At 55.1% G+C, this 11,017-nt stretch carries 11 protein-coding genes; 5 read left to right on the plus strand and 6 right to left on the minus strand.

The genetic code is table 11. The annotated features are described in order from the left end of the window. Nucleotides 1-47: 47 nt before the first annotated feature. The 3 genes from WCC56_RS21215 to WCC56_RS21225 all read right to left on the minus strand — a co-directional run bounded on the left by WCC56_RS21215 (nucleotide 48) and on the right by WCC56_RS21225 (nucleotide 3,032). Complete coding sequence (locus WCC56_RS21215; protein ID WP_424694302.1) at nucleotides 48-149, minus strand: Hok/Gef family protein; 102 nt, start codon at nucleotides 147-149, stop codon at nucleotides 48-50. 381 nt (nucleotides 150-530) lie between these two features. After that, a complete protein-coding gene (locus WCC56_RS21220; RefSeq protein WP_424694303.1) occupies nucleotides 531-1,760 on the minus strand; it encodes an MFS transporter in 1,230 nt (409 codons plus the stop codon). Between the two features lie 366 nt (nucleotides 1,761-2,126). Further along, complete coding sequence (locus tag WCC56_RS21225; protein WP_424694293.1) at nucleotides 2,127-3,032, minus strand: GntR family transcriptional regulator; 906 nt, start codon at nucleotides 3,030-3,032, stop codon at nucleotides 2,127-2,129. Between the two features lie 135 nt (nucleotides 3,033-3,167). Here WCC56_RS21225 and WCC56_RS21230 point away from each other — a divergent pair, with 135 nt between their 5' ends. After that, nucleotides 3,168-4,190, plus strand: coding sequence for a zinc-binding alcohol dehydrogenase family protein (locus tag WCC56_RS21230; protein ID WP_424694294.1), 1,023 nt, complete (start codon nucleotides 3,168-3,170; stop codon nucleotides 4,188-4,190). Between the two features lie 55 nt (nucleotides 4,191-4,245). On the opposite strand, the gene WCC56_RS21235 is transcribed toward WCC56_RS21230, so the two are convergent. The 3 genes from WCC56_RS21235 to WCC56_RS21245 form a co-directional block, all read right to left on the minus strand. Continuing rightward, nucleotides 4,246-4,641 carry a polyketide cyclase gene (locus WCC56_RS21235; protein ID WP_424694295.1) on the minus strand — a complete coding sequence of 132 codons (396 nt, stop codon included), beginning with the start codon at nucleotides 4,639-4,641 and terminating at the stop codon, nucleotides 4,246-4,248. A 165-nt stretch (nucleotides 4,642-4,806) separates the two neighbouring features. Then, nucleotides 4,807-5,718: a LysR family transcriptional regulator gene (locus WCC56_RS21240; protein WP_424694296.1), complete on the minus strand. Its 912-nt coding sequence runs from the start codon at nucleotides 5,716-5,718 to the stop codon at nucleotides 4,807-4,809. Between the two features lie 2 nt (nucleotides 5,719-5,720). Beyond that, nucleotides 5,721-6,812 (minus strand): dipeptidase, encoded by a 1,092-nt coding sequence (locus WCC56_RS21245; RefSeq protein ID WP_424694297.1) that lies wholly within the window; start codon nucleotides 6,810-6,812, stop codon nucleotides 5,721-5,723. 197 nt (nucleotides 6,813-7,009) lie between these two features. On the opposite strand from WCC56_RS21245, the gene WCC56_RS21250 reads away from it, so the two are divergent. From WCC56_RS21250 to WCC56_RS21265, 4 genes are all read left to right on the plus strand, one after another. Next, nucleotides 7,010-8,605 carry an ABC transporter substrate-binding protein gene (locus WCC56_RS21250; RefSeq protein ID WP_424694298.1) on the plus strand — a complete coding sequence of 532 codons (1,596 nt, stop codon included), beginning with the start codon at nucleotides 7,010-7,012 and terminating at the stop codon, nucleotides 8,603-8,605. Continuing rightward, entirely contained in the window at nucleotides 8,605-9,615 is a 1,011-nt protein-coding gene (locus tag WCC56_RS21255) for an ABC transporter permease (RefSeq protein WP_424694299.1), read from the plus strand. Before WCC56_RS21250 ends, WCC56_RS21255 begins: the two co-directional genes overlap by 1 nt. Next, on the plus strand, nucleotides 9,612-10,511 hold the full coding sequence (locus WCC56_RS21260) for an ABC transporter permease (protein WP_424694300.1): 900 nt from the start codon (nucleotides 9,612-9,614) through the stop codon (nucleotides 10,509-10,511). Before WCC56_RS21255 ends, WCC56_RS21260 begins: the two co-directional genes overlap by 4 nt. Further along, on the plus strand, nucleotides 10,512-11,017 hold a 506-nt coding region (locus WCC56_RS21265; RefSeq protein WP_424694301.1), incomplete at its 3' end, for an ATP-binding cassette domain-containing protein. It abuts the gene before it with no gap.

An 11,017-nucleotide genomic window follows, 5' to 3' on the forward strand; every position in this document is an offset into this window, starting at 1 on the left:
CCTTGTAACTAACGTTCCGTGACTGAGATAGATATCCTGTCCCTCCCTTAAATGTACAGTTCACAGAGCGAACCTCGCGTGATCCAGATGACAGCGCCAACTGTTATGCAGACCACAATTAAGCAGAGGGCGACTCGTTTTTGTGCCATCTTTGGCCTCCTTTCTCCGTTGCTTTTCAGCAGGTAAAGGCTACCTTTACATTGTCTGGATGTAAGAGCAGCCTCACTTTGAGTCACTTCAAGTGGGGCTTTTCTCTTTCTATCCCGGTACTTCAGGATAAAAAGATCCTGAGCACCCGCGCGCAGTGTAGCGCACACTAATTCCTCGCCACGACACCACTTCTTTAAACTTAATCCTGGCCCTAACCTTCCTGCAACAGCAATGAAATCTGCCAGCACATTTCTGCACCTGCTCGCGCAGGAAGCTATTCGCTACAACTAAAAACAGGCAGCGAATATCACTTCGCTGCCTGTCAGTCGTGACGTAATTTTGATCACAGTCACGCCATTTTTAGCGTACTGACTTAAACCTTATTCAACGGCATCGACAATCGGGTCGCGGACGATAAACAGATAAGAGAGCGCCCCCAACACGGTGACGCAGGAACATACCGTTAACGCCATGCTGAACGAACCTGTTTTATCCAGAATGAAGCCTGTTAATACCGGAGCGAACGAAGCAAAGATAAAGCTCGCGAAGTTCTGGATGCTGCCAACCGAAGCGGTCATGCGTGACGTTACGTTCACGTGGATCAGACCCCAGCAGGAAGTTCCAGCAAAGTGGATGCAGAACAGCGCCATGCCGATCAGTACTACAGCCATATAGGTCGTTGTTGCCTGAACCACTACAGCGGTAAAGGCAGCCGAGAACAGCATCCCAGCCACGATACAAATTTTACGGGTTTTCACCGGCTGCATGCCGCGGCGTACCAGCGCATCAACAACATAGCCATTCAATAACATCCCCGCTGCACCAAACAGGAACGGAATAGCCGTCAGCCAGCCGGTCGCTTTTAAATCAAGATGATAAGTAGTCTGCAGATAACCCGGCAGCCAGGCCAGATAGAGCCACGCGGTGTAGTTGATGCCGCTAAAGCCAATCATCATTCCCCACATGGTGCGGTTCCTGAACAGGCCGCGCCACTCTTTCATGCTCATCGGCTCTTTACGCGCGCTCACACTGCCCGCATCCAGGTAATTAACTTCGTCTTTGGTCAGCATGTTGTTATCGCGGTTGCGATACAGCATGTACCAGCCGATGGAAAGGAAGATGCCCAAAACACCAATTGTGACAAACATGGCGCGCCAGCCCATGGTCAGCATCATCGCCGCCAGAATCGGTGGACTGATTGCCAGACCAATCATCGAAGCCGCGTTGAAGAAGCCCATCGGCATCCCGCGCTCTTTGATGTTGAACCAGTCGTTAATCACCTTTACACCACAAGGGTTCATTGGCGCTTCACCAATCCCCAGGCCAATACGCACAAGAATGAACTGGGTAAAATTGTGTACCAGGCCGGAAAGTGCCTGGAAACAGGACCAGATGAACATGCCAATGCCCAGCATGATGCGCGGGCCTTTGCGGTCCAGCAACGTACCGCAAGGGAGCTGGGCGATACCGTAAGCCAGTGAGAAGGCAGACAACAGCATGCCGATTTCGGTGGCGCTCAACCCCATATCCCCACGGATGGTCATGTTGGCTACCGAAAGCGAACTGCGGTCGAGGTAGTTAATCACGGCGGCGAGGAACAGCAAGATCATCGCGGTGGTTTGCACACGTTTGATACGGGCTGAACGTACCAGTTTGCCGTGCGCCGGGACGATTTCAACCGTCTCTTTGTCAGAGCCAAGTTGATGGCCGCTGCCAGTCACAATCGGGCTGTTTTCCATAAAGGTTTCCCCAGTGTCAGGTGTTCTTGTAATCCGCTTTCGGCGGTGAAGATGTCCTGCTCAGAGTAAATGCCCTGTTAATCACCTGGGTTAATCATGTTGCGGTTCCGTGCTACAGATTGGGATTTGCCGTTTTTTATTGGTTTTTTATTCCGGGCACCCTGCTGAAAGCGAGATCCCAGTCACTTTATCCTCCAACAAGCCCGAGCATTACGGCCTTAGCCATTTTTCCCTTTCTCAGTCGCTGTATTGCTTGATAGAGCGGATCATCGATTGCTTAGCCGTCGCCAAATGCCGGTGTAATTCGCAGCTCGCCTCTACATCATTACGGCTGATAATCGCGGTAAGGATCGCCATATGCTCTTCTAACGCGACGATGTTACGCTGCTTCAAATCACTCTCATCCCATTGATAATGCGAATGGAAAATCACCGAAATAATCTCAAGCGACTGGTCAATAAACGGATTATCCGCAGCGGAAAGGATCAGCTGATGCATTTCACGGTCAAGCTGGGCAAACATCCGATAACTGCTGGCGATAGTGTCGCGCATCTCCCGATGGCGGCTGAGCAGGTCGCGGGCTTTAATCCAGCGCTCGTCATCGGCAGGCAGATTCAGAAAGCGATTCAGGGCATGCGTCTCCAGCATCTCCCGCAGCTCAAACAGTTTTTCCGCATAACGCCGATCGAACTTTTTCATTAACCAGTGCCCACGGCGCGTACTTTCAATCAGGTTGTAGCGGCTAAAGCGCAGTAAAAACTCCCTCACCACCACAGGACTGACGCCAACCTGCTGCGCCAGTTGCAGCTCGGTAAAGCTTTCGCCTGCTGACAACGTCTTCTGGTTAATCATCTGGAAAAAAGCCTGTTCGAACTGGCGGGCCTGTTCATCCAGTGAGGTGCTGACAGCATCAAAGCCATCCTCCTGACTCGGCTTACGCACGATCAGATACTGGTCCTCCACTTTATCCAGCACACCACGCTCGTGCAGATGCGCCAGGGTATGGCGAACCGTGGTTCTACTGACGTTAAACATCTCCGCCAACGCTGCCTGTGGTGGCAAAGGTGAGCGGATATGCTGGCTGGTGATGCCTTCCAGCATCTGATTGACCACGTTGTGGCGAAGATTCTGCATGCGGCTCATGGCTTCTCCTGATTTTTATCCATTAAAAACCAATTCAGGCCCAATAAAGGCGCGTTCAGTCACAAATCCGCTTCAGCACCCTGCGCGGGGGGACGGTTTTATTCCATAACTCAGGGCAGACAACGGAGAAAACCCATGACTATGATGACCACGCTGGTGATCCAGCAGCCGAAAGAAATGTCCTACGAGCAGCGCGCTAAACCAGAGGCTGCTGCGGGTGAAGCCTTGCTGAAGATTGTCACCGCCGGGATCTGCGGCACCGATATCCACGCCTGGGCAGGCAACCAGCCCTTTTTCAGTTACCCCCGCGTGCTGGGCCATGAGCTGTGCGGTGAAGTTGTCGCATTAGGGGCAGGCGCAAACCGCTTCCACGTTGGTCAGAAAGTCTCGGTGATCCCTTATCTTTCCTGCGGCACCTGCGCAGCCTGTGAAAGTGGCAAAACCAACTGCTGTGAGAAGATTTCAGTGATTGGCGTTCATCAGGACGGCGGTTTTTGTGATTACCTCAGCGTGCCGGAAAGCAATCTGCTGGATGTCACGGGCGTAGACCCTGAAGCTGCAGCCTTGATCGAACCTTTTGCTATCAGTGCTCACGCCGTTCGCCGCGCCGCTATTCAACCCGATGAAAGCGTGCTGGTTGTGGGCGCCGGTCCAATCGGCCTTGGCGTGGCCGCTATCGCGAATGCAGTCGGTGCACGCGTTGTGGTTGCCGATACCAGCCCGTTCCGCCGCTCGCATGTGGAAAAGAATCTGGCGCTGCCAGCGCTGGATGCCGCCGCCGAAGACTTCGAGCAGCAGCTGCGCGCACAGTTCTCAGGCCGCTTGCCCGGTAAAGTGATTGACGCTACCGGTAATCCTCACGCCATGAACAAGTGTGTGTCACTGATTGCCCACGGTGGCAGCATCGTGTTTGTTGGCCTGCATAAAGGCGATATCCAGATCCCGGATACCGATTTCCACAAGAAAGAGACCACGCTGATGGGCAGCCGCAATGCCACTCAGGAAGATTTTGAGAAGGTCGCGCAGTTGATGGCCACAGGCAAAATCAGCGCAGAGATGATGCTGAATAAACGGTTTGAGTTTGCCGGGCTGGCAGAAGTCTTTGAAGCTGATGTGATTAACAATCGGGAATTGATCAAGGGTGTGATTCATTTCTGATCGCTTAGCCAACCAGGCAGGGGGAACAGCGAAATGCTTTTCCCCCGCAAGGTTTTCAGGTAGTTAACAGCGTATGCAGCGCCTGCAAATCCCGCTTTACCCACTCAATATCCTGCGCAAACTTCTCTTCAGACATCAGTGACTGACGGAACACCGTGATAAACACCGTTGCCCCTGCCTGATTCCCCACTACGCGCATCGGCACATACACTTCCTTGCCAAAACCGGTATCTACGTAGTGATCCATCACGCCCCACGGATTGTGCTCGGTAAAACGCAGTTTCACTACGCCTTCCGGGCCGCTGGCTTTCCAGTGTGTGCTCTCCCTGACCAGCGATGACTGGCTAAGGCCGGAGGCCCATTTCGGAAAGAATTCGGGTTTCCAGATGGTTTCGTACAGGTCAACCCAGTTACGGGGGATCGTCACATTGACGGTTTGCGATGGCAGCACAGCTCCTCCTGCATCTTTTTAAACGACAGCAGATTTAAGCATTCGCCGGGTGAGAGAGGAAGCGGCATGGCACCGATCTGTTAACTCCATCGGACATTCGATGAAGCCAGAAACAAAACCGCGCTAAGGTTTGCGTAGCGCATCGCGTTGCAGCCGGTTCCCGGCTTAATGTTCCGCGTGGATTTGTGCCTCGCACTGGCGAGCCAGCTCCCAAAGTTTGGTGCGGATCACCTGCTTGAGTTGCAGCGTGGACTGAGACTGCGGCCGATCGCGGCGGCTGATCAGCATCACCTCGAACGGCAGCGGCTGCGCAATGGGCAGCACTCGCAGCTGATCGGCATAACGCCGTCCGGTAAACAGGTCGACAATGCCCACGCCGCCGCCGGCCAGCACCATATCGGCGATAACAGAATAGGTCTTGATATAGAGTGAATTAGCCGGTTGCAACGCTTTATCACGCAACGCACGATGCAGCACATGACCCAGCGGATCCTCTTGCTGCATCATCAGCAAATTGTTCTGGCATAACCATTCGAGGGTGACCGCCGAAGTCTGTTCGGAATCGGCCGGCAACAGGGCCACCATTGAAGAGTGGAAAAGCGGTTCTGACACCAGTTCACCCGGCACTTGCTGACCGAAAACCAGCGCAAAATCGAGCCGATCCTCCAGTAAATTCTGGCACAGCGTGCTGAAGTGTTCCGTCACCAGATCCACGTTCACAAAGCCATTTTGTCGGCGATACTCCACCATTGCCGGGGCGAGGATCATCTGACCGAAAGCATGGGCCGCGCCAACCCGTACCGTCTGGCCTTCACCTCGCCTGAGCTGTTCGGTCAGCACACCGATCGCCTGCAACCGTCCATACAGCTCGCGGATCTCCGGGATCAACCTTTGCGCTTCCAGCGTCGGGATCATTCCCTGGCTGTGCCGTTCAAACAGCGTAAAGCCGAGCTGCTGCTCAGCATGGTTCAATACCCGGCTGACATTGGGCTGTGAAACGTTAAGCTGCCTGGCCGCCGCACTGATGCTGCCGGACTCGACAATAGCCTGAAAAACCTCAATATGTCGCAGACGCATCGTCACTCACCCCAGGTGGCTTCCAGCACGCGGATCCAGTTGCCGTAACAGATTTTCTCCAGCAATGGCCGATCGTAGCCACGCTCGCTCAGCGCGTTAACCAGCAAAGGTAATCCCGCCACGTCTTTCATATCCGGCGGCAGCGTGGTGCCGTCAAAATCCGATCCGAAGCCAACGTTATCTTCACCCACTTTTTCCACCAGATAATCGACGTGGCGAACGATTTCCAGCACGGTCGCATCCTCCGCTTTTTTACCGTCACCACGCAGGAAACTGGTGCCAAAATTCACGCCAACAAAACCGTTGGTGTCGCGGATAGCAGCCAGCTGGCGGTCGGTGAGATTACGCGACTGCGGGCACAAGGCATGCGCATTTGAATGGCTGGCCACCAGCGGCGCAGTGCTGATTTTCGCCGTCTGCCAGAAGCCCTTCTCATCCATATGCGACAAATCCACCATGATGCGCTTCTGGTTACAGGCCTGGATCAGCCTTAACCCCGCGTCCGTCAATCCGTTGCCGATATCCGGCGAGGAAGGAAAACGGAACGGCACGCCGTCACCAAAAATATTCGGGCGGCTCCACAGCGGTCCCAACGTTCGCAGACCCGCAGCATAAAGCACGTCCAGCAACGCCAGATCTTCATCCAGCGCTTCTGCTCCCTCGATGTGCATCACCATAGCGATTGCACTGTCCTGCATGCATTGACGGATGTCGGATGCCGTCCGGCAGATACGCGCTGCGCCGCCAGACTGCTGCTCAATGCGCAATAACGTGGCGATCATCGACAGGGTAATGTCCAGCGCTTCTTCGCGGCCCGGCGTCGGTTCTATCTCATTGTAATCCGGCACAGATCGGTTTTTTCTGACAGCTGGCGCGCTTCTTGCACTGGATCCAGCCGAAGGCACATAAGCCGCAAACAAGCCGCCTGCAAACCCGCCCTGTCGCATCCGGGGCAAGTCCATTTGACCCGCAGCGGGACCGTGAAGAAAGGCCGAGGCTGGATCGTCCTGATGGGACAGCCACAGGCGCATCAGGAGGTCGTTATGGCCGTCAAAAACGGGCAGGGTCACGGCATCAGAATGCAGTTGTTGCATGGGGGAATTCCGCTCTCAGGTTGTGGGATTACCGGTGCTTCATGCTGAGGCAGGCTGCACCAGCAAAGCGCAGGCTGCTTCGCGCAGCAAAAAAAGGCTTCTCCTTTCAGTACTACCCGAGTTAGCCGGTTACTGTCAAGACTGAAAACAGACTAAATTAATTTATTTTTCTTTTATTTCAACACGTTGGAGATACCATGGTTACCAGAAGACGTTTTCTTGCAGGATGCAGTGCGGTTCCTTTTCTCTCTTACCTCTCTTTGAACAGTGCTTTTGCCGCCACCCCGCCTACGATGCTGGTGATGGCAATGCAACTCGACAATATGACCAGCCTGGATCCGGCAGAAAGCTTTGAAGCCATCGGATCGGAAGTCTGCGGGAACCTCTATCAACGTCTGGTGATGCCAAACCCGGCCAAGCCGAATGAAGTGATCGGTGAGCTGGCTAAAAGCTGGGAAGTCAGCAGCGACAGCAAGACCTTCACTTTCCATCTCGACCCGGCGGTAAAATTTGCTGACGGCAGCCCGATGACCGCTGAAGATGCCGCCTTCTCACTGCAACGTGTGGTGAAACTGGATAAAAGCCCCGCCTTTATTATCAACCAGTTCGGCTTTACCAAAGACAATGTGGACCAGATGATCGTGGCGAAAGATGCCCACACGCTGGTGCTAAACCTCGCTGAGCCCGCTGCAGAAACCTTCCTGCTTTACTGTCTGTCTGCCCCGGTGGGCAGCATTGTGCAGAAGAAAACCGCGCTGGCTAATCAGGCTGGCGACGATCAGGGCAATGCCTGGATCAAGCAACACAGCGCCGGTAGCGGCCCGTTCACGCTGCGCGCGTGGAAAGCCAGCGAGAGCATTATCCTGGAGAAAAATACCCAGCACCCGTCAAAAAGCACTATCAAGCGGGTGATCGCTAAACACATTATCGACCCCTCTGCCCAGCTGCTGATGCTGCAAAAAGGCGATGTGGATATCGCCCGCGATCTGACGACCGAACAGCTGAAACCGCTGATGGCCGACAACAATTTCCACGTGGTGCAGCAGATGGTCGGCACCCTGATGCTGATGTCCTGCAACACCAAAAACGAGCACCTGCAAAAGCCTCAGGTCTGGCAGGCGCTGAAGTGGGCGATCGATTACGACAGCATCCAAAAAAATATCATTCCGCTGACCTACAAAGTGCATCAGAGTTTGCTGCCCGCTGGCTTCCCGGCCGCGCTGAACGACCAACCGTTTAAAGTGGATGTGGCAAAAGCCAAAGCCTTGCTGGCAGAAGCCGGTTATCCGGACGGGTTTGAGCTGACGCTGGATCACTACTCGGCGCAGCCGTTCCCGGACATTGCTCAGGCTATTCAGACGCAACTTGGGGCTATCGGCATCAAAGTTCAGCTGATTTCCGCCGAAAACCGCCAGGTACTGACCAAGATGCGCGCCCGTCAGCATCAGTTGGCGATCACCGCCTGGGGCGCCGACTATTTTGATCCGAACTCGAATACCGAAGCCTTCAGCGTGAACACCGATAACAGCGACACTGCCCGCGTCCGTTCGCTGGCATGGCGTTGCAGCTGGTCTGACGAAGACTTCAACAAAATGACCGCTGATGCTCTGCATGAAAAAGACCCGGCAAAACGTATCGCCCTGTATGAGCAAATCCAGACCATGCACCGGGAGAAAAGCCCGTTCATCTTCATGTTCCAGAAACTGAACACCTACGCCAGCACCAAAGGCGTCACCGGGATGCACATCACCGTGCTGAATGACAACCCTTACGAGCTGGTGAAAAAAGCCTGATGTCGTGGTTAACCCGTATTGCCAGCACGCTGGGAAGCCTGCTGCTGACGCTGTTTGGTCTGTCGGTTTTAACGTTCTTTATCGGCCGGGTCATGCCGACCGATCCGGTGCTGGCGGCGGTAGGCGATAACGCTCCGCAGGCCGTCATTGAGCGCGTTCGTCAGGAAATGGGGCTGGATCAGCCCCTGTACATTCAGTTCTGGCACTATCTGACCCAAATCCTTCACGGCGACTTTGGTCGCTCCGTGTTGACTTCTAACCCGGTCAGCGAGGACATTGCCCGCTTCTTCCCGGCCACGCTGGAGCTGGCGACCGCGGCGATTATTGTTGCCGCGATTATCGGCATTCCGCTTGGTGTCTGGGCAGCGGTTCGTCAGGGGAAATGGGTTGATCAGGCGATCCGCGTGGTTTGCCTGGCTGGTCACTCTCTGCCGGTCTTCGTCCTCGCGTTACTCAGCCTGCTGGTGTTCTACGCGGTGTTAGGCATTGCGCCTGGCCCCGGTCGTCAGGACATCATTTATCAGGATATGGTGCCGCAGGTCACGGGCTTGCTGACGGTGGATTCTCTGCTGGCAAAAGATTACGACGCCTTCTGGGATGCGCTGGCGCATATGGCTCAGCCGGTGCTGATCCTCGCCTATTTCAGCATGGCTTACATCACCCGTATGACCCGAACTTTTATGCTTAACGCGCTCAGCGGTGAATTTGTGATAACCGCACGAGCGAAAGGGCTCTCTTCACGCCGGGTGGTCTGGCGTCACGCCTTTCCCACCGTGGCGGTTCAGCTGGTTACCGTTCTGGCGTTGACCTATGCAGGATTGCTTGAAGGCGCAGTGGTGACAGAAAACGTCTTCTCCTGGCCTGGTCTGGGGCAATACCTCACCACCTCGCTGATGAATGCCGATATGAACCCGGTAGTCGGCGCCACGCTGCTGGTTGGTACCGCTTATGTGCTGCTGAACCTGTGCGCCGATATTCTCTACCGACTTATGGACCCTCGCGTAAAATGACAAATCTATCAAGAGCCTGGCTCCTTAACGAGACGCCAGCCACCCGCAGCCAGGCGGTGTGGGGAAGACGTTACCGTTTGTGGCTTGGACTGAAGCGCCATCCGCTGGCAATGAGCGGCCTGGTTGTGGTGTTGCTGATGCTGTTGCTGTCGCTCGCCGCACCGCTGCTGACGCCTTACGATCCCGGTTTTCAGAACCTGGCGAATCGCCTCGCCAGCCCTTCTGCTCAGCACTGGCTGGGCACCGATGAACTGGGACGTGACATCTTTACGCGTATCCTCTTCGGTGGCCGCACAACGTTAGGCATGGTGATTGCGGTGGTGTTGATCACCGCCCCCATCGGCTTATTTATCGGCTGTATCGCAGGCTATGCTGGCGGTCTGCTGGATAAAACGTTGATGCGCCTGACCGATATCTTCCTGGCATTTCCCCGGCTGATCCTGGCGCTGGCTTTTGTTGCCGCACTGACGCCTGGCGTGGAAAGTGCGATTCTGGCCATTGCCCTGACCGCCTGGCCGCCTTATGCCCGCCTTGCGCGAGCGGAAACGCTGCAATTCCGTCACAGTGATTTCATTGCTGCCAGCCGGATTAGCGGGGCCTCGCCGCTGCGCATCGTGCTGCGCCATATTATGCCGCTGTGTGTGCCCAGCCTGATTGTGCGTGTGACGCTGGATATGAGTTCCATCATCATCACGGCGGCCAGCCTGGGCTTCCTCGGCATGGGTGCGCAACCGCCGTCACCAGAATGGGGAACGATGATCGCGACGGCGCGCCGCTTCCTGTTCAGTGAATGGTGGGTGCCGCTGATGCCCTGCATTGCCATCTTTTTAACGTCGCTGGCCTTTAACTTCCTCGGCGATGGCCTGCGCGACGTGCTGGATCCTAAGGAGCAGTAAATGCTGGTTGAAATTGAAAACTTACGTATCGGCTTCACCAGCGGCACGGAGACTTTTGAAGCGGTGCGCGGCATCTCGTTCAACGTGGGAAAAGAGAAGTTTGCCATCGTCGGTGAAAGTGGATCGGGTAAATCGCTGACCGCTCGCTGCCTGATGCAGTTACTGCCAGGCAACGCCAAAGTCACCGCTGATAAGCTGAGCTTTGACGGCATAGATCTGCGTGGAGCCAGCGAGAAAACCCTGCGTCAGGTGCGTGGCAAACGCGTGGGCTTTATTTTGCAGGACCCGAAATACTCGCTGAATCCGGTGATGACCATTGGTCAGCAGATTGCCGAAGCCTGGCGTGAGCATAAAGGCGGCAGCAAACGCGATGCTTTGAAAGCCGCTATCGACCTGCTTTCACAGGTGAAAATCCGCGATCCGGAACTTGTGGCTAAACGCTATCCGCATGAAGTCTCTGGCGGTATGGGCCAGCGCGTGATGATCGCCATGATGCTGGCACCGGA

Source organism: Erwinia sp. (assembly GCF_049696395.1).
GTDB lineage: Bacteria > Pseudomonadota > Gammaproteobacteria > Enterobacterales > Enterobacteriaceae > Erwinia.

Coding starts and splice junctions, on each gene's coding strand:
- WCC56_RS21215 (WP_424694302.1), bottom strand. CDS start 149: ATGGCACAAAAACGAGTCGCCCTCTGCTTAATTGTGGTCTGCATAACA.
- WCC56_RS21220 (WP_424694303.1), bottom strand. CDS start 1,760: ATGATCTTGCTGTTCCTCGCCGCCGTGATTAACTACCTCGACCGCAGT.
- WCC56_RS21225 (WP_424694293.1), bottom strand. CDS start 3,032: ATGAGCCGCATGCAGAATCTTCGCCACAACGTGGTCAATCAGATGCTG.
- WCC56_RS21230 (WP_424694294.1), top strand. CDS start 3,168: ATGACTATGATGACCACGCTGGTGATCCAGCAGCCGAAAGAAATGTCC.
- WCC56_RS21240 (WP_424694296.1), bottom strand. CDS start 5,718: ATGCGTCTGCGACATATTGAGGTTTTTCAGGCTATTGTCGAGTCCGGC.
- WCC56_RS21245 (WP_424694297.1), bottom strand. CDS start 6,812: ATGCAACAACTGCATTCTGATGCCGTGACCCTGCCCGTTTTTGACGGC.
- WCC56_RS21250 (WP_424694298.1), top strand. CDS start 7,010: ATGGTTACCAGAAGACGTTTTCTTGCAGGATGCAGTGCGGTTCCTTTT.
- WCC56_RS21255 (WP_424694299.1), top strand. CDS start 8,605: ATGTCGTGGTTAACCCGTATTGCCAGCACGCTGGGAAGCCTGCTGCTG.
- WCC56_RS21260 (WP_424694300.1), top strand. CDS start 9,612: ATGACAAATCTATCAAGAGCCTGGCTCCTTAACGAGACGCCAGCCACC.